This is a genomic window from Azospirillum sp. B21, from assembly GCF_008364825.1.
Taxonomy (GTDB): domain Bacteria; phylum Pseudomonadota; class Alphaproteobacteria; order Azospirillales; family Azospirillaceae; genus Azospirillum.
Map to the genome: position 1 here is coordinate 1 of NZ_VTTO01000035.1, position 19,609 is coordinate 19,609.

18 protein-coding genes are annotated in these 19,609 nt (G+C 65.3%); 4 read left to right on the forward strand and 14 right to left on the reverse strand.

From position 1 onward, the window contains the following. Positions 1 to 6: 6 nt before the first annotated feature. The 6 genes from FZ983_RS33070 to FZ983_RS35205 all read right to left on the reverse strand — a co-directional run bounded on the left by FZ983_RS33070 (position 7) and on the right by FZ983_RS35205 (position 4,461). Positions 7 to 651 carry a SprT-like domain-containing protein gene (locus tag FZ983_RS33070; RefSeq protein WP_149228989.1) on the reverse strand — a complete coding sequence of 215 codons (645 nt, stop codon included), beginning with the start codon at positions 649 to 651 and terminating at the stop codon, positions 7 to 9. A 165-nt stretch (positions 652 to 816) separates the two neighbouring features. Then, the gene (locus FZ983_RS33075; protein WP_149228990.1) at positions 817 to 1,245 is read right to left on the reverse strand and encodes a hypothetical protein; all 429 of its coding nucleotides are present in this window, start codon (positions 1,243 to 1,245) and stop codon (positions 817 to 819) included. Positions 1,246 to 1,395: 150 nt separating this feature from the next. Further along, the gene (locus tag FZ983_RS33080) at positions 1,396 to 1,698 is read right to left on the reverse strand and encodes a hypothetical protein (protein WP_149228991.1); all 303 of its coding nucleotides are present in this window, start codon (positions 1,696 to 1,698) and stop codon (positions 1,396 to 1,398) included. A 48-nt stretch (positions 1,699 to 1,746) separates the two neighbouring features. After that, on the reverse strand, positions 1,747 to 2,472 hold the full coding sequence (locus FZ983_RS33085) for an AAA family ATPase (RefSeq protein WP_188092612.1): 726 nt from the start codon (positions 2,470 to 2,472) through the stop codon (positions 1,747 to 1,749). Positions 2,473 to 3,601: 1,129 nt separating this feature from the next. Next, the gene (locus FZ983_RS35200) at positions 3,602 to 4,009 is read right to left on the reverse strand and encodes a DUF1989 domain-containing protein (RefSeq protein ID WP_348771091.1); all 408 of its coding nucleotides are present in this window, start codon (positions 4,007 to 4,009) and stop codon (positions 3,602 to 3,604) included. Next, a complete protein-coding gene (locus FZ983_RS35205) occupies positions 3,943 to 4,461 on the reverse strand; it encodes an urea carboxylase-associated family protein (protein WP_348771090.1) in 519 nt (172 codons plus the stop codon). Before FZ983_RS35205 ends, FZ983_RS35200 begins: the two co-directional genes overlap by 67 nt. Positions 4,462 to 4,857: 396 nt before the next feature. Here FZ983_RS35205 and FZ983_RS33095 point away from each other — a divergent pair, with 396 nt between their 5' ends. After that, complete coding sequence (locus FZ983_RS33095) at positions 4,858 to 5,316, forward strand: hypothetical protein (protein WP_149228993.1); 459 nt, start codon at positions 4,858 to 4,860, stop codon at positions 5,314 to 5,316. A gap of 1,011 nt (positions 5,317 to 6,327) precedes the next feature. On the opposite strand, the gene FZ983_RS33100 is transcribed toward FZ983_RS33095, so the two are convergent. Further along, the gene (locus FZ983_RS33100; RefSeq protein WP_149228994.1) at positions 6,328 to 7,449 is read right to left on the reverse strand and encodes an ISL3 family transposase; all 1,122 of its coding nucleotides are present in this window, start codon (positions 7,447 to 7,449) and stop codon (positions 6,328 to 6,330) included. Between FZ983_RS33100 and FZ983_RS33105 the strand changes: the two genes are divergently transcribed. Further along, positions 7,448 to 7,699 (forward strand): hypothetical protein, encoded by a 252-nt coding sequence (locus tag FZ983_RS33105; RefSeq protein WP_149228995.1) that lies wholly within the window; start codon positions 7,448 to 7,450, stop codon positions 7,697 to 7,699. The two genes, FZ983_RS33100 and FZ983_RS33105, sit on opposite strands and share 2 nt — an antisense overlap. Positions 7,700 to 8,357: 658 nt before the next feature. Here the strand turns inward: FZ983_RS33105 and FZ983_RS33110 are convergent. Genes FZ983_RS33110 through FZ983_RS33120 form a run of 3 tightly spaced genes read right to left on the reverse strand, consistent with a single transcriptional unit; the run spans position 8,358 to position 10,852 of the window. Beyond that, a complete protein-coding gene (locus FZ983_RS33110; RefSeq protein ID WP_149228996.1) occupies positions 8,358 to 8,978 on the reverse strand; it encodes a response regulator in 621 nt (206 codons plus the stop codon). A 13-nt stretch (positions 8,979 to 8,991) separates the two neighbouring features. After that, positions 8,992 to 9,351, reverse strand: a complete 360-nt coding sequence (locus FZ983_RS33115) for a response regulator (protein ID WP_188092613.1) — start codon at positions 9,349 to 9,351, stop codon at positions 8,992 to 8,994. Positions 9,352 to 9,373: 22 nt separating this feature from the next. After that, positions 9,374 to 10,852: an ATP-binding protein gene (locus tag FZ983_RS33120; RefSeq protein ID WP_149228998.1), complete on the reverse strand. Its 1,479-nt coding sequence runs from the start codon at positions 10,850 to 10,852 to the stop codon at positions 9,374 to 9,376. Positions 10,853 to 10,954: 102 nt separating this feature from the next. Here FZ983_RS33120 and FZ983_RS34440 point away from each other — a divergent pair, with 102 nt between their 5' ends. Beyond that, on the forward strand, positions 10,955 to 11,848 hold the full coding sequence (locus FZ983_RS34440; RefSeq protein ID WP_188092614.1) for an AraC family transcriptional regulator: 894 nt from the start codon (positions 10,955 to 10,957) through the stop codon (positions 11,846 to 11,848). 167 nt (positions 11,849 to 12,015) lie between these two features. Continuing rightward, the gene (locus FZ983_RS33130; protein WP_149228999.1) at positions 12,016 to 14,910 is read left to right on the forward strand and encodes a winged helix-turn-helix domain-containing protein; all 2,895 of its coding nucleotides are present in this window, start codon (positions 12,016 to 12,018) and stop codon (positions 14,908 to 14,910) included. A gap of 2 nt (positions 14,911 to 14,912) precedes the next feature. Here the strand turns inward: FZ983_RS33130 and FZ983_RS33135 are convergent, their stop codons facing one another. The 4 genes from FZ983_RS33135 to FZ983_RS35210 form a co-directional block, all read right to left on the reverse strand. Continuing rightward, positions 14,913 to 15,620 (reverse strand): glutamine amidotransferase, encoded by a 708-nt coding sequence (locus FZ983_RS33135; protein ID WP_149229000.1) that lies wholly within the window; start codon positions 15,618 to 15,620, stop codon positions 14,913 to 14,915. Positions 15,621 to 15,811: 191 nt separating this feature from the next. Next, the gene (locus FZ983_RS33140; RefSeq protein WP_211103033.1) at positions 15,812 to 16,513 is read right to left on the reverse strand and encodes a hypothetical protein; all 702 of its coding nucleotides are present in this window, start codon (positions 16,511 to 16,513) and stop codon (positions 15,812 to 15,814) included. 55 nt (positions 16,514 to 16,568) lie between these two features. Beyond that, positions 16,569 to 17,213: a MarR family winged helix-turn-helix transcriptional regulator gene (locus FZ983_RS33145; protein ID WP_149229002.1), complete on the reverse strand. Its 645-nt coding sequence runs from the start codon at positions 17,211 to 17,213 to the stop codon at positions 16,569 to 16,571. Positions 17,214 to 17,309: 96 nt separating this feature from the next. After that, on the reverse strand, positions 17,310 to 19,559 hold the full coding sequence (locus FZ983_RS35210) for an SDR family NAD(P)-dependent oxidoreductase (RefSeq protein WP_149229003.1): 2,250 nt from the start codon (positions 19,557 to 19,559) through the stop codon (positions 17,310 to 17,312). Positions 19,560 to 19,609 lie beyond the last annotated feature (50 nt).

Genomic DNA, 19,609 nt, shown 5'->3' on the forward strand with positions numbered 1-19,609 from the left:
ACGCGCTCACTCGGCCATCGGATACATCACCCCCGAACAGGCCGAGCTAAAATCTGCGTGAACCCGTGTCCACCGAAGCAGGGAAAGATCAGGTTTCCCCCACACCTTCGTCCCACATCCGCAGGCATAGGCGACCTTGTCCTTCTTCGCGGCGCCGGCCTTCCGGACGTCGGACTTCCAGGCGATGGCGATGCCGTCCGCCAGCAGTTTGGCTGCCTCACGGTCGAAGGGTCCGTCCGTGACGATGACGTGCGTCATCCTCTGTCCCGTTTCCTTACCGCCCGGCGCGCCCGTGTCACTCGGGTGCAGGCCGACGGCCTTCATCTTGGCCGCCCATTCCGCGTTATGATAGCCGCCGCGCGAGCGCTTCCCGAACTCCTCTTGCCACAGATGGACCATCTCATGGACCAAAGTGGAGAGGATCTCGGCCTGGACGCGGTCGAACACATCCGGGTTCAAGGCGATCTCGTGCCGCCGCTCGCCAGATGCCGCCAAGCTCTCGAAGCGTTCGGGGGAAAAGTAGCCCTTAAAGCGCTTGCTGCGCTGGAAGGTGATGAGCACCTGGGGCAACGTTCCGTCGAACAGCGTCGCGTTGAAGTGGTCGAAGGCGCGCTGGAGAGCGGCGTACTGCTCGGCGGTGATGGCGGTCATGCCTGATCTCGTTTGTATCGTACGCTACAGGGCCCGATCTGACTGCCAAAAGCTGCCATGTACGGGTCCGGCTGAATCGTCTGGCGCCGGGGCTTGTGGCTCATGGCGCGCTCGGGACGATCTGTGGGCGTAGCAGCCGCTGGAGTGCGGCTCCGCCGCGCCAGATCACCCGCTCTTGGTGCGGGGAAGCGCCGGCCGACGGACGACCACGCGCACGGAGTCGCTGTACAGGGCCGTGAACAGGCGGCGCAGAGCGGTCCCGATGCCGGCGCGCTCCGCGGCGGCCTGCACTGTCGCCAATCCGCCGGAGGCGGACGCGGCGAGCACCATCATGTCCGCACAGGCGCTCAAGTGGACGGCGTTGTAGTCGGCGAGCTGCACCGCATGGCGCTTGCGGCGGTTCTCGAAGAAGTCTTCGACCTGCGCCCGCTCGTCGGCGGTCAGGCATGCCGACACCCGCGGCGGGAGCATGGTCGCCGAAGCGGGCAAACGGGCGACCACGGTCTGCGCACCGCGGCCCCTTTCCGGGCTGTAGACCGTGCGGATCAACTGGATCGTCTGGCGGCGCGGGCCGTTGCGAAGGCGGATCATCATGAGGGAATTCCGAGGGCCTGTTGGTGTTGCCCCCAAATCTTGTCCGGCGTTTTGACCGGTCAATCCAGTTTGCGTCCGAACCGCATCGGCGATGGCACACGCGGACGGGAGTGATTGTCGCGGCGCCAGTCGGACCTATCCGAGGCGAGGTCATCCGGGCTTGTCGAGCGTCTTCGGGATACCTCGGGCGGCGAGGGCTTCGTTGAGCAGGAGTTCGACGACCGTGTACTCGGGCAGGCTGATGTCGTGGGACACCAGCCCGATCCGATTCAGCAGAAGCTGTGGCAGGCGGTATGAGCGGAGCACCTTGGGTGGGGTCTTCCGCTTCGGCTGCGAACGCTTCTTGGCCGGCTTGACAGGGAGGTTGTTTGCCCAGGCTTCGGCTGCTTCCGCATCCTCGTTCGGCTCAGTGATGGTTGGCACGGCCTTCGTGGTCGGCGTCTTGATGCGCATGGCTGGTCTTTCGCGTATACGTGTGCTGACGTCGGTTTACGATCGTGTTCAGGCGCATACCCTGGCTGACGCCCGAACACGCTCGAAGAGGGCTCCGGTCAGCGCCTCGAGATCCTCGATCGCACCGTTGTCCCGGGGCTTCGCCTCGACGACGCCCTTGCCGTCAGCCGCTGTCCGGAACCAGGCGCTGCGCTTGCGAATGGGGGTATCGAGAAACTCCACGCCATTAAGGTCGGCGAGCATCCGGGCGACGTCCCGGCTCTCGGCGCCACGGAGGTCCGCCATGCTCAGGACCGCGAAGGCCTGGAGACGTTGGTTGTACGCCCTCGCCTGTGCGATCAGGTCAACCATCTGCTGCAGGGCCCAGACGTCGTAAGCGCGCGGGCCGAGCGGGATGAGCACGGCATCCGAGATCAGGAGCGCGAGACGCAGGGTCGCCGTGTCGCGGCCGCCGGCGTCGATGATGGTCAGCGCGTGGTCGGCGGCGATGCGCCTGGCATGGACCTTCAGGGCCTCGGCGTTGAGGATCGACACGCAGGTGAAGAGCGGATCGCCGAGCGTCTCGGCGCGCATGTTGGCGAAGGTCGCGGCCGACTGCTGCGCATCGGTGTCGATGAGAGCGGTCTTTGCGAAGCGTCGGATCGCTGCCCAGACCGCGAGATTGGTAGCCAGCGTCGTTTTGCCGACACCGCCCTTGATGTTGCCGACCGTGATCGTGACGGGGGCGGGCAGGAACGTCGGATCGTGGAGTTTCAGAATCGGAAGCTGCGCCATTGCGTCCTCGCGCATTGCTTGGCTGAGCCCCCTCAGAGCGGAAGGATACCGAGTCCGACCGTCAGCGCAAGCGGTCGCTCACTGTCATGCGTATACGCTTGCTGACCGATGCTGCACGCCGATGCGGGGCTTGCGAGATCTGACGTCTCCCGACCCTATGGCGGCGGGCCGCCGAAGGCTGGCCAGACTCCACGAACACCTGCCGGGTCGGCCGGTGAGGGTGGAACGCCTGTGCCCGAGCGCCTCAGGACACAGCCGGGTAAGCGGAACGGTGGTGGCAGCGTTCGTTCTTACGGCGGACATGGGAGAAACCCGGGATGCGGTCTCCGTCACCGACCGTCCGGACATCGTGTGGAAGGGAACCGGGCATTTCGGCTGGTCGTGGCCGGCGCGTGAGATTCCTGAGAAGGCTGCCTTGCCTCCACCAGCACCTTGGAAAGATCGGCAAGGATGGCGGACCAGGACGGCAGAATACCCTGCTCGGACAATGGCTTGGCGCCGGAGCCAGGATCGGCGAAGACATCGGCAACATCTTGGCGCCGGTCGCGGATTCCCACTTTGCAGGCAATGGGTTAGCTGACGGGATGATCGGCAGAAGATGACCGTGATGAGGACGGCCAAGCCGGATCGACCCAGCCGTTACCCTGAGATACCCGGAGGACCGTTCAGGCCTACCAAGTCAGCATCGGCATGTTGCGTCGTGCCCGCCCCGTCCAAGGCACCCCGTAACCCTGTACAAGTCACCCCGTCGGCGGCTGGCTCTCCGCACACGCGATCCCGTAACCCCGTACTTCTCACCCCGACATCCCGTCTCCGTCCAGGGTTGGTGCGGGGTTCCGCCTCTCCGGAATCTTAGAACAGAATATGCTTGAACAGGGGATCGAAGTTCCCGCCCCAGGGGGCGCGATCCGGCACGCCGTACCGATGATCCGTTCCGCTCGTGTGCCCTACATTGAGGCTCTGGATGACGATTGCAGCCTCGCACGCCTCTGATCAACTCAGCGGGAAGCAACAGGCGCCTCCTCATCCGTCCGGTCGGCGGAACCGCAGGCATGAGAACGGACGGCGAAACGGACAGGTATCCGGTGGTGCTCCGGCTTCGTTCCCGAACTGGAGGTCTGCACGGCTGTCAGGGGCCGTGTCTCCCGCGGTAGCCGTTGCGCGGCGGGGACACCCAGTCGCGCGGCGGTTCCTTGGGTTCATAGACCTCCACCAGGAGCGGGTGGCAGACCTCGGCGTCGCTCGAATGCTCAGCGCTGCAATCGCCGCCGGGGCAGGCCGACAGGGCACCGAGCAGGTCGATCTCGGCGAAAAATTTCAGGAAGTCACCAGGGCACACCGGGCTCGCCTTCATAAAGTACTGGCCGGTGTCGCGGGTGAACCCCGTGCACATAAAGACGTTCAGCAAGTCGTGCACCGTCGGCTCGACGTCATCGCGCGGGCGCTGCAGATGGTCGGCCAGCGCGCGGGTCAGGTTGGAGTGGCAGCAATGGTGATAGTCGGCATCGGCGAGCAGGCGTGCGTGTAGGGATCGCAGCGCCCCCCGATGACTTCGTGCACCGACCCGCCATACGCATCGAACCCGTACCAGTCGAGCGTGTCCTCGGTGATGGTGGCCATGGGCCGCAGGTGCGGCAGCGCGGACCACAGCCGGTCGCCGGTGGACAGGTGCGTGCCGTGCAGCGCCCGCGTTTTGCCGGAGAAGAAACGTTCGCCGGGATCGTGCGCCGCCCACAGGTTGAGGTCGCCGACCTGCGGCCCCTCGACGCTGACGATGCGGAAGAACCATTCGGCCGGCACCTCGAAGCACCGGGCCTCCCGCGATGGGACGCGCACTTCGCCGGCCTTCCGCCAGCTATCCCGGGCTGCGCGATAGGTGGCGACGTCGGCCGGGGGCAGGCCGTCCACCGGGTAGCAGATCACCGGCGCCACGTTTCGACGCGCGTCTGCATCGGGCGGGGCGGGGTGTTCTGGACGGTTTGATTTCATGGGGCTCTTCCGGTGCTGATGGGCTTGAATGAGAGGAGGGCACCGTTTCAACCGATGCGAGCCACATCTCGTCGACAATGAAGCCCAGAGCTGGTGTAGAGAAAGTGGGCACGCTCATAGGTGGTATCAGGGGCCGCTTGCTGCGAACAGCGGAAGGTCTTTGGCCGCATTCGTTGCTGCATCGGTCCCGGACCAGGGCGTCGGCCGGGGATGGGACTTGCATGGTCCAACGGCGAGGGGCGGCTCTGCGCATACGCGCTGTGGGCGATCTGCAATCGAACAGCGCGAACGACCAATCTTTTCGCATGCTGACACGCCATCGCGGTGCGCTGGCAGCGAAGCCCGCGTGGCGCGGGTGGTACACTCGTCTTCGGGGGCTTGGTCTGGAGCGTGGCGATGAACGGCGAAACGGCGATCCGACAGCACCTCACTCTGCTTGCCTCTTCGAACGCGCCGGCGCGGCGGCGACCTGCTCTGCCCTGCGCGGCCACTCACTTGCTTGCCTACGGCCGCTCTTGGGAACCCGCGGCGTTGCCGGGCGGCATCCGCCGGGGCGAACCGAAGGCGTGCTACCAAAACGCGTTCCGGCTGGCTACGGAGTGCCCGGGCCGCTTCCTCTACGCGGAAGGATACGCGCTGGACCCGGACTATAAAATTCCGATGCCGCATGCGTGGTGTGTCACGGAGGCCGGCACTGTCCTCGACCCGACCTGGGCGGACGCGGAACGGGCGCGCTATTTCGGGGTTGCCTTCGACGCAGTGACGACCTTCCGGGTGCATGAGGCCACCGGGAGTTACGGGGTGTTGGAGCACCCGAACTGGAGGGTTGCCGCATCGATCCTGCTCGGGCCGTGACCGGCGCGTTGAGCACGGCACGCGGCACGTCGGCGGCGGTCTCCACGCCGACCGGCCCACGCATCCAGCGCCAAGGCACCGATGACGACGACCTTCCATGAGGCATGACGAACCCGGCTCCGCCGTCCGTCAGATTCTTCACAAAATCCGCGGCGCGACCCGTTGTCTGCGCGAAACCGGACCATATTCGCCGCCACCGATCCTTCACCCGATGCGGAGCCGACCGTGAAGCTGTCTCTTACCCCGACCGACCTCGACGCTCTCGAGACCACTGTCCAGATCCTCCTGCCCGATGTCTTTTCCGCCCAGGCGTCAGTAGTTGTCGCAGAAGGACTCGGCTTCGACATGGCTGGGAGCCTGCGCGCTGCCTTGACCAGCACCACGAAGAGCTCGTTGGTCTGCCGGATCTCCACCAAGTGTGCCCACAGTCTGCGCAGACTGTCTCCACCGCGTCCTTCCGGCGCCTGTGCTTGGGTGCCGCGACGGAAAGAGCGTGGGCCTTGCCCTCGGCGTCCAAGCGCGCCGTCGCGCGGTAGCCCGCTGGCGTGACCAGCCGCTCCTCGCGGAGCGACCAAATCCGGTGCGGCTGGTCGTCTGGCCAGATCTCCACCGGTTCGGCCTTGTGGCGGCACTGCGCGTACCACCACACAGTCAGCTCCGTCCCGGTCAGCCTGTCCTTCGACGCCAGCGACAGGCGGTGCCCCTCGGCCCACGGGGCCGGGTCGACGTCGAAGCCGAGCCGCTCAAACCCGGCCAGCAGGGCGATCAGGTCCGGCAGGAGGTATGTGCCCTGGCCGGACACCGAGGACGAGCGGCTCCGAGGGCGGTGGAACAGGGTGGTGACTGGGACTCGGAAGAGGGCGGCGACCGCCCGGTTGTCCACCCGCCAGAGCCTGTCGTCAAAGTCGGCGAGCAGATCCTCGACGTCGACGGCGTCAAGCCAGCCTTCTGAGAACGCCTAGTCCTTCCAGCGCCCGATGGCTGCGACCTTCGGTGCTTTCCGCGGCTGCTTCAGCCTTGAGTAAAGGTCGTTGGCGAGTTCAGACTTGGTGGTTTCCATCGGCTTCTCTCGGCGCGCCGATCGGGGAGGCCGCGGCGGCATGGGTTCTCCTCAAAGTAGAAGAATATTGGATTCGATTGCTCCCCTGGCGTCAAGGGCGGACGCTGGGCGTTGATGGGCTCTCGGAATAGTAGCGTTTCCGGAAGTGGTGTAACCCAGCCCTGGTGGGCACACGCCTGTGCGGCCCGGATGGCCAAGGCGAGAATGACACCGTTGGTCTCCTCTCGGCGCAGATAGCCCTCGTACTGGATATGCTCCGCCGCGGTGAGCAGAGTGGGATCAACGGTTGCCGCTCCGATGGCGACGCGGATCTGGCGCATCGACTTGCGCACAGCATCCAGGAAGGCGTGGCTGGCGTTTTCCATTAGGTGCCAGCGGTCAGCGACCTGGATGGCGTGCGGTAGAGCCTTCAAGATCGCTTGAGGGTAGGCGCCACTACGGTCGCGCGCCACGATGGCGACCTGCTGCTGGTCCGACAGCCACTCTTCCGTGGTCGCCGGCTCGCGGTTGGGCAGGAGCGCGATCGTGCGGTGGCGATCAAGATCGCAGATGAGCGTTCGGTAGCGTTGGTTGCGCCACCAAGCCCAATCGTCGATTCCAATAGTTGATGGCGGCGGGAAAACAGGAGGATTGTGCCGTAGCATGGCCCGCAGAGGCGTGTCCTTAGTGATCGGCACCATCAGGCGTTTCCCCAGCCGGGCCGCGGGGCGTCCACCGAGGGCGAGACCGAGATGATAGACGGGATCGTCGAGCCGCGCCGTTCGCCGGGCCCATGGTTTCAGAACATCCGGATCAAAGCGCTCAGCGAAAATCCGTCGACGACAGGTTGGGACATCGCAATGGAAGCGCCGCGCCTGAAGGTGCAGCCGGACGTTACGGCCCGAGAGTGGCAGGTCGAAAAGGAGGCGCTGGTATCGGCTGTGCATCCGAAACGAGTGTTCACCACAGACCGGGCAAGGACTGAACGCGGCAGCGGAGCGCACCGTGATCTGAACTGCAAGGCTGCTGTCTGCCGTCTCGACGATCACGAAGCCGGGTGGCACGCATCCCGTACAGCGAAGCGACTGAGCCATGATGCTGATCCTGCTGACGAAGCCAGAACGGACAACAATCTGGCACCATCAAAACTGCGACAGAGCCCTTATTCCATGCCGATTTACAGTCCTGATCTGGCACGTGCTGACCAAGCAGGCCGACTACCACTGGGCTCGGCCCGCTTTGCAGGCAGCCAAGCGGCGGGCTTTGCAACTGCTGGCGGGTCAGCCGATACAGAGGGGGCGACAACGTGGCATGGCGTGCGCCTACAATCTGAAAAGTATTTGAGATCAGGAACGGCGTGCGGTCGAAACGGCCGAGCGGGCTTATGAGCTGCGGCTGACCAACTGGCGATCAAAGCCCCTCGCTTATCGCCTGGAGCCCTGATCAGCGCCGCACGCCCTTCACAGCCCTCGAATTATGACCTGCCGCCGGCGGGCGCCCTCAAGCCCGCGCCAAAGGCGCACCGCTGCGCGGCTGGCGGGCTTGACCGCGCCGCTGCGGCAGGCTGCTTTGCTCCGCCATGCCGTAAAGGGATCCCTCCGCCTGCTTGGAGATCATCTCGGAGCTCTGAGGGATGATGGAAATGCACCGACGAAGCATGCCTCCCTCCTTTGCGAGCTTGTCTATTTCATCCGTAAAGTAATAGCAGGGGCGTTGGTAGCTTTATCAAATGTAACTCAAAAAGTTTCATTACCCGTACAGCATCTTCGACTGGATATCTTCGGTTTTAGCGGGCGGTGCGATTGCGGTTTGGTGATAAGTTCCGCTACTATCGGCAGTACCGACACACCGCCCAGAGCACGATCTCACCTCCGAAGTGGCGTCCCTTGAAGTCCGACACGGCTTGGCTCCAGCCATTCCGCCGCGTGCCGGCCAACTTTGCAACAGAGCCGTCCCGATGCACCCTGCTCCTCCCGCATGTGCCGCCATCGGCCCGGGCCATTTACCGTCGCCGCCGAGCGGGGATCCCGAGTTGCGCAGCCATGAGGACAAGGTCGGGCAATGACCGGGCGCCCATCTTCTCCATCACGTGGCGCTTGTGCACCTTTGCCGTTATTTCCGAAAGGCCAAGTTCCCCGGCGATCTGCTTGTTCATCAGACCGCCGATGGCGCAGGTCATGACCTCGCGCTCGCGGTCGGTGAGGGTCCCATAGCGGTCGGCAAGCTCGCGATGGGCCCGGTTCACGTCCAGGGCCGCGGTGTCGGCCTCGATGGCCCGGCAGATGGCCTCCAACAGCACCTCGTCCTCGACCGGTTTGGTCAGGAACTCGATCGCGCCGCCACGTATGGCGCGCACGGTCATGGGAATCGTGCCGTAGCCGGTTAGGAAGATGATCGGAACGGTGCTGCCGGCACCCCGCAACGCCTCCTGCACGGCCAGCCCGTTCTGCCCCGCCAGCCGCACGTCGAGCAGCACGCAGCTCGGACGGCGGGCAAGCGTCTTTTCGGCGAGATCATCGGCATCGGGATGTTCGACGGCAGTCAGGCCGGCCGTTTCGCAGAGCCTCTTCAGGGCTCTGCGCAGCGCCGGATCGTCATCGACGATATGGACGACTGGTTTCATGTTAGACAGTAAATCATGAACCATGCCGCGAACTGAACCTCGAAAGGCACATCTCAAGGATAGCCGCGTCGAACGGCTTGGTGAGATAGGTCGATGCTCCCGAGTCCAGCGCCCGCTGCCGGATTGCCTCGTTCGGATAGGCGGTCATGGCGATGAGGGGAAGCGAGGGATGCCGCTCGGAGAGGGCCTGGATCATCTCGATGCCGGTGACCCCGGGCATCTGGAGATCGGCAAGCACGCAGAACAGTTCCGCCGCCGCACCGTAGGACAGCATGGACTCCGCGCTGTCGAACAACAGCACCTCGTACCCGATGGACAGGACGAGCCTTCGCAGCGCAGCCCGGATGAAGGGATCGTCGTCGACGATCGCCACGACGTCTCGCGTCCGTCCGGCATCAGCCATGGGCGATCGGCAGGGTGAAATGAAAGGCGGCCCCGCCTCCCGGAACCTGGTCCACCCAGATGTCCCCGCCATGCGCATCGAGGCAGTTGCGGCATATGGCCAGCCCCATGCCCATGCCGCCCGGTTTGGTCGAATGGAATGGCTCGAAGATCTGCGCGCGCCGGTCCGGCGCCACTCCCGGCCCGGTGTCGGTCACGTCGACCGTCAGGGACGATTGGGCGACGCGAAGGGTCACGGTGATGTCCCGCCGGCCCGGCCAGTCCCCCATGGCTTGCGCGGCGTTCAGCATCAGGTTCACGAACACCTGCTGGATCTGCACCGGATCGGCCAAGGCGAGCGGAAGATCGTCGGGTGCAGCGAGGTGCACGACCGCGCCGTGGGAGCGCAGGTCCGTTTCCACCAGCAGATTGGCGTTGCGGGCCACCTGGACGATATCGACCGGAGCGAAGGATCCGGGGGATTTGCTGAAGTGGGAGGTGATGCGCGCCACGACGTCACGGGCGCGCGCGGCCTGGGTGACGACGTCCTGCAGGGCCGCCGCCGCTTCCGTGATGTCCATCGGGGTTGCCCGGAGCAGGCGTTGCGCTGCCTGGGCGTTCGCCAGGATCGCCGCCAGCGGTGAGTTGACCTCGTGCGCGACCGAGGCGCTGAAGGCATTGGCCGTTGAAATCCGGGAGGTCTTGGCGGCGTCGGCCTGAGCGGCGACAAGCCGCGCCTGCGCCTTCTTGTAGGCGGTGATGTCGACGGAGGTCACGACGATGTTCGAAAAACCGGCAAGATCGCGCGGCAGCATGGCGGTGAAGAGCGTGTCGATCTCGACGCCCTCGGTGGTCGTCAGATGGGCCTCGGAGCGAAAGAAGCGGTCGCCGCGGCTGAAAGCCACCAGCCACTGCACAAAGGTCTGATCGGTTTCGGGAAGCAGCCGGTCGAGCGGGCCGATGTAGACGTCCTTTCCGGGTGCGCCGGTCTCCTCCAGCGTGAAGGCATTGACGTCACGGATCATCACGCGCGCCTTCAGCGCCCGGAGTTCATCCGGCCGGTTGGCGAAGTGGCTCTCCAGATCCCGGACCCCCGCCTGGCGCAGCGCCATGACTGCCTCGGCGACGGCCGTCCAGTCCTCTCGCCACATGGAGATGCCGGCGCGCTCGAAAATCTCTCCATACTGCCGCCGGCAATGCAGGGTCTCCCGCTTCAACCTCATCATGGACAGGATGGCCAGAACCGCGGTCAGGAGCGCCGCCGCTCCCGTCGCAAGCGCCACGTCTCGCCGCTCGGAAAATTGAGAGGCCGAAATCGCCGCCAGGATCGTCGGGGCGAAGACCAGCAGGGCGGAAACGGCGAGGTCGCGCACGGTGATCGGCCATCGGCGCGGCGCCGTGGCGGTCATCCACGCCGGCAGCCCGTCGGGATCGGGCAGCGCCCCGGCCGAGGTCTCGGCAAGGCTTGGCCATCTGGAAAAGACTTGCCGCATTCACCTCGCCTCCGGATGAGAAGCTGTAGCAGCCTGGCGCCGCCACGTCTGCGATACGCCTGTATAGTGGCCGGGGGCTGCGGGCGATTCCATAGTGCTCCAATGAACCTGCACGCGCACGGCACCTTCAAATTTCCCAACGCCGGCTTGGCAGCCACATCGCTCGGCCGTGGCTGGAACGGCGTCGCCGCCGAGTTGCGCTCGCACCCGGCCGGCGATTTGCCCGCGATCGTGCCGACCCAGATGGAGATCACGCTGGCCACGCGCCGCAGTCCGGGCGCCTTCGTCATGCGCAAGGGGGCCGGCGTTCGCCAGCGCTCGGCTGTGGAGGAAGGCACCATCTGGCTGTGCCCGGTCGGCGTCGGCGAGGACGAAATCAGCATCTCCGCACCGCTCGACGAAATCCTGCACATCTACCTGCCGGCCGACCGCTTCGACGGGCTCGCCGCCCTCTATGGCGACGCCCGCATCCGTGCGGACGCGATCAGATATCTCGCGGACCTGCGCGATCCGCTCATCCGGCAAATCGGCTTGTCGATCCGGGCGGAACTGCTGCAGGAAACCTCCGCCGGCCGGATGATGGTCGAATCCGCCGCGCTGGCGCTGGCCGCCCGCGTCGCCCACGCTTACGCCCACGACCGCCCGGAACCCTCGCAGACCCCACAGGAAGCGGATTGTCCGAAGCGGATCTCACGTGTGATCGACTTCATCCGAGACAATCTGGAACGCGACATCTCGGTCGGCGAACTCGCCACGGTCGCCTGTCTGAGCCCCTTCCACTTCGCACGCATGTTCAAGCGGCTGACGGGCAAGACACCCCACGGCTTCGTCAGCGCCGAACGCTTTGCGCTGGCGCGGAAACTGCTCGGCGATCCCGATATGCCGCTTGTGACGGTGGCCCATCGGTCCGGCTTCTCGACCCAGGCGGCGTTCGGCACGGCCTTCAAGCGGGCGATGGGCTGCACGCCCGGAGCCTATCGCCGTCGCCTTTCCTGAAGACGTCAAGGCGACAACCCCGCGAAAAACCTCCGCAGCTTCACGAAAGACCGGGGAGGAAAAAAGGGCGACAGTGCCTATCAAATGCAGCCTGCCGTCGCAGGCTGCCCACGTCACCGACCGTTCCGCCGATCAGCCCTGCAGAACCTTCCGATGAGGACCGCCGCATGGAAGAGGAACTGGAATTCGGCCCCTTCAGGGTCATACCGTCCCGGCGCATGCTGCTGCATGACGGGCAGGTGGTGCCACTCGGCAGCAGGGCAATCGACATCCTGGTTCATCTGATCGCCCACGCAGGCGAGGTTCGCACGAACAGAGAGATCGTGAAGCATGTCTGGCCCGACACCGTCGTCGATGAGGCCAATCTCCGGGTGCATGTTTCGGGCATCCGGCGGGCATTGAACGACACCCAGCGCCACCCCCGGTTCATCGCCAACATTCCCGGCAGGGGCTATGCGTTCATCGCGCCGGTGACCAGGCGGCGTGCGCCCGACGAACCCGGGGAGGCCGGCGACCCCGCGCCCCGCCCCTTCACGACGGATCCCGGCACGGGGCGGGTTTTCGGGCGGGAGAGCGTGGTCGAGACGATCTCCGCCCATCTCTGCCGCTCCCGCCTGCTCACCATCGTCGGACCGGGAGGCATAGGCAAGACAACGGTCGCACGCGCGGTCGTCGCGCGCGCTCCCTCGGATCTCCACATCGTCTGGGTCGATCTTTCCTCGGTGGGCGGCGGGGGCCTCGTGCCGACCGTGGTGGCGTCGGCGCTCGGCATCCTTTCGCGAACCGACAACATTCTGCGCGAGATCGCCGCTCACCTGCGCACGCGCCCCGCTCTGCTCATCCTGGACAGCTGCGAGCATCTGGTGGGCAGTGTCGCGTCGTTCGCAGAGTGCCTGCTGGCCGAGACCCGAGATCTGCGCATTCTTGCGACCAGTCGCGAACCATTGAGGGCCGCCGGGGAGCGTGTCCACCGCATTCCGCCGCTGGAGCTTCCGGCGGCGGCGCTGACCGCGAGCGCGGCGATGGGTTCGCCCGCAGTTCAGCTCTTCGTGGAGCGCGCGGACGCCTGCCTCGGGCAGTACGAACTGACCGATGAAGACGCGCCCCATGTCTGCGACATCTGTGAGAAGCTCGACGGCATCGCGCTCGCCATCGAACTGGCGGCCGGTCGCCTGGAGACGATCGGCGTCAAGGCTTTGGCCCGATCCTTGTCCGATTGCTTTCGATTGCTGACCCGCGGCCGCCGGACCGCGCTGCCCCGCCATCAGACGCTGAGGGCGACACTCGACTGGAGCTATATGCTGCTGCCCGAGCCGGAACAGTCCGCCCTAGGTGAATTGTCGGTCTTCCGCGGCCGGTTCGGCGAAGAGGCGGCGGCGGCCGTCATTTCCGGCGGAAACGCAGAAGCTCTCCTCGCCGCGCTCGTGGCGAAATCGCTCGTCGTGGCGGATGCCTCCTCCGGCCCGACGGCCTATCGGCTCCTCGACACCACCAGGCTTTATGCATCGGAAAAGCTCGCCGAGACCGGTGATGCCGAAACCGTCGCGGCGAGATTGGCCGAGTATCTGCGAGCGACCTTGGAAAGCGCGGACCGCGAACTGATGTCGGTACCGGTGGCCGACTGGACGCGCAACCATGCCCAACACACGGACGATCTGCGCGCCGCGCTGGAATGGGCCTTCGCCGAACGGAGCGACCCACTGCTGGGCGTGCGGCTCACCGTTGCCGCGCTGCCCTTCTTCTACCGGCTTTCGCTGCTCGACGAATGCCTGGCCTGGGTCAGGCGTGCAATCGACTACCTGGATGCCCGTCCTGGCCTGGACGAGCAGAACCGCATGAAGCTGTATGCAGCCCTCGGCTGGCCCCGGATCTGTCCGGCGGGCGCATCGGAACATGGTGTCGCTGCGTGGTCCAAGGCCTTGCGGATCGCCGAGGATATCGGCGACGTCGATCACCAGCTCCGGGCGATCTGGGCACTTTGGGTCGATGCGATCAACCGCGCCGAACCGCGGCTCGGATTGACGTTCACGGATCGCTTCCGCGCTCTCGCCCCGTCCTCGCCCGATCCGGCCGATGTGGTCATCGGCAAAAGGCTCTATGGCGCTACCCTGCACTGGCTTGGCCGCCACGCCGAAGCCCGGGATCACCTTCTGCAGATGCTTGGCGAATACGCGGCACTGCCGGCGAGCTGCCATTCCGTGCGCTTCCAGTTCGACCAGACCGTTACGGCCCGCATCGCTCTGGCTCGTTCGAATTGGCTTTTGGGCGAAGAAGAACAGGCCTTGCGTGAGGTGGAGGATGTATTGGCATATGCCGAGGACATCCAGCACGATCTCTCTCTCAGCAATGCCCTGGCGGAAGCGGCCTGCCCGATCGCGCTGCTCGCGGGATGCGATGATCTTGCGATCCACTATGTGGCGCTTCTCAAGGACCATACGAAGGCCCTGTCGCTCGACGTATGGAATTGCTACGCCGCCTGCTTCGAGGCCGAGATCGCGCTCCGGAAGGGGCGTCCCGACGACTGCGCGCATCTGCTGCACGTGAACCTGCCGATTCTCCGCAACAGCGGCTTCACATTGTTCCAGACGATCTTTCAATCCGTCGCGGCACGCGCACTCCGTGACATGGGCAAGCATGCGGACGCGCTGAGGGTGATCGATTCCGCGATGGCACATTGCGCATCCTCGGGAGAGCGCTGGTGCCTTGCCGAACTCCATCGCGTGAAAGGCACGATCCTTCTCGCCTACGGCCTGCCCGACGCGAGGGACAGGGCGGGTGAAAGCTATCGGCAAGCGCTTGTCGAGGCGCGTCGGGATGGCGCCGTCGCATGGGAGCGTCGCGTGAATGCCGATCTGCAGGCGCTGCCCCTGTCCTGCCGGATGCCGGAGGAAGGCCGGGTCAGGGTGATCTCCTCCGCAGGACCCGGTCGGCTTTCGGAGCCTTCAGGTCTGAAGAGGAGGGAATTGCCCAGGATGAACAACCGGTCTCAGGCCCTCTGTCTGGCCCCATGTTCACCAGCGGAAGGCCCTTCGCGGGCTCGGCAGCAAGGGCGGGTTCGCTGACCTCAGACATCGTCCAACCCGGACAGCCACTGCGTGATCATCCTGCCGGCCGCCTCGTGCAGAGCCGGACCGATGGTGTGGGCATCCCGTCGAAGGGCGGCCGGGTCGATTCCCGCGGCGGCCAGTTCGGCGGCATGACCGACGAGCCAGCGTTCGAACCCGTGGCCGCAGTCCGCCTCGGCGTGGAACTGGAGCGCGAGAACCTCTCTTCCAATGGCAAAGGCCTGTTGCTCGACGGCATCGCTGGAGGCGAGGTTCGTCGCGCCCGCGGAAAGCGAATAGGTGTCGCCATGCCAATGGAGAACCGGCGTTCCCTCCAGATGGCGCAGCGGGCTTTTCCGCCCGGCAGGGGTAAGGGAAACGGGCTTGAAGCCGATCTCCTTGATACCCGAAGGAAAGACGCGTGCACCGGCGGCAGCGGCGATCAACTGCGCGCCCAGGCAGACGCCGAGCAATGGCCGCCGGGCCGCGAGCCTCGCGGCGATGAATGCCTGTTCCCGGGCCAGGAACGGATAGACCGCCTCCTCGTAGACCCCTATGGGGCCCCCCAGGACGACGAGCAGATCCGGATCCTGGAGATGGTCCGGCGGAAAGTTCGCATCTCCGACGTCGGCATAGCGAATCTCGTAATCCGCCTGCCTGAAGGGCAGGGCGAAGGTTCCGAGATCCTCGAAATGGACGTGCCGAAGCACGAGGGCTGTCTTGGGCATGAATTATCTCTCCTCCGGCATCGATGACACGGACGCCGGCTCCGGAATCGGCACGGCTTGCTGTGGAGAGAGCCGGCGCGATTGCACTTCCGGTGGGAATGCGGATATTGGAGCTGCTCTCCTCTCTCCATTTGCCTGGAGGAAGAAGCATGCCGGTCCGCCGATGGCAGTCGGCGGACCGGCGCCCCTCGTCACTTGCCGGTGGCGACCTTGCCGGGAAGGCTGAGATTGCCCGACGCCACCTTGAACACGTTGTCGACGCAGAGCAGCGGCGAATGCAGGTTGCCGTTCACCTTGAGCCCGGCCGTGACGCCGTCGAACGACGCCCCACCGATGCCGCCGAGCAGGGACAGCGGGATCGAAACCTCGACCGCATCACCCTTGAACATCGTCGGGTAGTCCGGACTGTCGATCAGCAGCGGGACCTTCGGCCAGGTGGGCGGAACCTTGGGCTTTTGACCATTAGGAATATCGGTCACCTTCAGTCCGCCCTTGCACGCCTTGTCTTCGTTCAGGACGACCCAGTGCGGGTGCCAGACGTCGCGGTTGCGTCCGCCATAGGCGGCGTCGTCGAAATCCGGATGGAAGGTGACGGCAAGGGCGACGATGCCCTGATCCCGTTCGAAGCCGATTTCGCCGCTGTTCAGCGAGGTCGGCCAGACATAGGCGTAGACATCCGAACCTTCGAACTTGCCCGTGGCAGCCGGCTTGTCGGATCCGGCGGTGCCGCGCACGCGCGTCGTGAAGATGGCCTTGTCCTTCTTCGTGACGACGACGGTTTCGATGATATCGAACGACGCCGTCACTGCTTCGACGGGCTTGGCTTCGATCGGGTGGGAGTGAGCCGCACCGACCCACAAGGATAGCGTTCCGGCGGCGAGCGCCCCGGTCAAGAGCTTTGCGAACATGCTTATGCTTCCTTCCGTCTCTTTTGCCTGGAGGTTCGAGCTATCCTTTGTGAAAGGCGCCCCAAGTGGCAGCTTGGAGCGAAGGATCAGCCATGGAGTGGTCGCGGCACTCGATGCGGAGGTCCCGCTGGCCGAATGCCGCGTTCACGAAGGCGCAATGATGCGGCTTCGCCGCACCGGCGTGGGCATAGGGCCGGAAATGGCGGCAGCTCACGCACATGCGCTGGATGGGGATGGCGCCGGCGTCCTGCAGCCGCTTGATCATCGTGACCAGGGTCATCAGAAGATGCTCCTTGTCCGAATCCGAAAGCTTACCCGCAGCCTGCTCCAGGGCGCCGGGCGCCGGATCGCCGGTCATGACCGCCGCGCTGCCCGCTTCGGTCAGGCAGACATCGACGGCACGCTTGTCGACGGTCGAGGCATGCTTGACGACCAGGGACTTGCGCTCCAGTGCGGCGATGGACTCCGTCGCGGTCGGTTGCGAGACGCCGAGCTGGAAGGCGATGTCCCTGACGGCCGCACCTTCGGCCCGGCCCATCAGATACTCAAGGATCGCATGCTGCGTCGGATTGAGCCCGGCGGCCCTGGCGCGGACCCAGTCCTCTGAGCGAAGGACCGAGTCCAGCCGCGAAAGGCCCTCGCGGATGCGATGTTCGATCGGTGTCGGGGTTTTCGGCGTCTCCATGGCTCAACCATATACATAGGAATCCTATATATCAAGCGGGTGCTGAGCCGGATATCGGATGACTGCCATGCGCGGGCCGGATCAGCGGGCGCCGGTTCAGACCGTGTATCTGACAGCGGGCTGCTTCAATGACAGGTAAGGGGCCAGTCCCAGCCGGGCGTTTTCCAGGTCGGACCACAGTTGAATATCGGCCAGCGACGGAATGGTGACGACCTCGCCGCGGTCGAAGCCGACGAGCGCCGCATCGACCATGTCGCCGGCTTCCATGATCATCTCCGGCGGTATCGCCGCGATGTCGACGCCCGCGCGTTCGAACAGCTCGGTCCGCGTAAAACCCGGAAGCACCGCCTGCACCTGCACGCCGTACGGCTTCAACTCCGCGGAGATCGCCTGGGTGAATGCGAGAACGAACGCCTTGCTGGCACAGTAGCTCGCATTGAACCGCTCGGGCATGAGGGCGACAACCGAGGCGATGTTGATGATCGCCCCCCGCCGTCGTTTCGCAAACGCCTGGGCAGCGGTCACAGCGAGGCTGTGCAGGACGTCGACATTGAGGTGGAGCATGCTGTCGAGCCCGCCCGGCTCGGACTCGAACAGCGGCGCCTTCGGTGCGATGCCGGCGCAGTTGACCAGGAGCGTAAGCCCGTCGTCCTCCCGCAGCATCGTCAGCACCCGCTTGCGGTCGCCGTCGCTGGTCAGGTCGGCGGCCAAAGGGGTGACCGCGACGCCATGCTCCGTCATCAACCGTTCCGCGAGAGCGGCCAAACGGCCGTGGTCGCGGGCGACGACCACTAGGTCGTAGCCGCGCCGTGCGAGCCGTTCCGCATAGACGGCACCGATGCCGGACGAAGCTCCGGTGATGATTGCCTTTCCCATCGTCATTGCTTTCTCCGATTCCATCGCCGACATGGCGGTGTGTGCAATCGCTGCCGCCACGCCCGCGCCATAGGCCGGGTCGGCGATGCTGCAATTCTCGATGTGGCGCCGCTGGATATGGGGGGCGGCACCTGCTATCGACCGGGCGGTGTTCTCGAACAGGGCTTGGCGTTGCAACGGCCCCATCAGTCGGAACAGGTTGCCCGGCTGCTCCCAATGGTCCTCGGCGGTCCGGTGGTCCCAATGGGCCGCCATCCCCTCCAACGGCAGGGGCGGCTCCCCGGCGTTCGGATGCCCCGCCCATTCGCCGCCGCTGTTGGGAGCGTAGGACGGCGTGGCACCCAGATTCCCGTCGGTGCGCATGGCGCCGTCGCGATGGTAGCTGTGGAAGGGGCATTTCGGCGCGTTGACGGGGATTTGGCTGAAATTCACCCCCAGCCGGTAGCGTTGGGCGTCGCCATAGGAGAACAGCCGGGCCTGCAGCATGCGGTCGGGGGAAAAGCCGATGCCGGGCACGATATTGGCGGGGGAGAAGGCCGCCTGCTCCACCTCGGCGAAGACATTCTCCGGGTTGCGGTTGAGTTCCAGCACACCGACTTCGATCAGGGGATGGTCGCCTTGCGGCCAGACCTTGGTGAGGTCGAACGGATCGTGGCGGTGGGACGCGGCCTGGGATTCCGTCATCACCTGGATGGCCAGGGTCCAGCGTGGAAAGTTCCCGGCCTCGATGCTGTCGAACAGGTCGCGCTGATGGGTTTCGCGGTCCTTGCCGATGGCGGCCTCGGCCTCCGCATCGGTCAAATTCTCGATGCCCTGCCGGCTGCGGAAATGGAACTTCACCCACACCCGCTCATGGGCGGCGTTGATCATGCTGAAGGTGTGGCTGCCGAAACCATGCATGTGTCGATAGGACCGGGGGATGCCACGGTCGGACATGACGATGGTCACCTGATGCAGCGCCTCCGGCAGCAGGGTCCAGAAATCCCAGTTGTTGCCGGCGTTGCGCATGCCGGTGCGCGGATCGCGCTTGACGGCATGGTTCAGGTCGGGAAAGCGCAACGGGTCGCGGAAGAAGAAGATGGGCGTGTTGTTGCCGACGATGTCCCAGTTGCCCTCCTCGGTATAGAACTTCACGGCGAAACCACGGATGTCGCGCTCCGCGTCGGCCGCCCCGCGCTCTCCCGCCACCGTGGAGAAGCGAAGGAAGACGGGGGTTCGTTTCCCGATTTCGGCGAATAGCCTCGCCTTGGTGTAGCGGGTGATGTCGTGCGTCACCGTGAAGGTGCCGTAGGCGCCGGAGCCTTTGGCATGCATGCGCCGTTCCGGGATCACCTCCCGGTCGAAATGGGCCAGCTTCTCGAGCAGCCAGATGTCCTGCAGCAGCGCAGGCCCGCGGCGCCCTGCGGTCAGGATGTTCAGGTTGTCGGCGACCGGGGCGCCGTTGGCACGGGTCAGAAACGGCTTGGTCATGACGCTCGCTCCGTGTGACTGGCTTGGGGTTGCGGGTTTGTTGGGGAGAT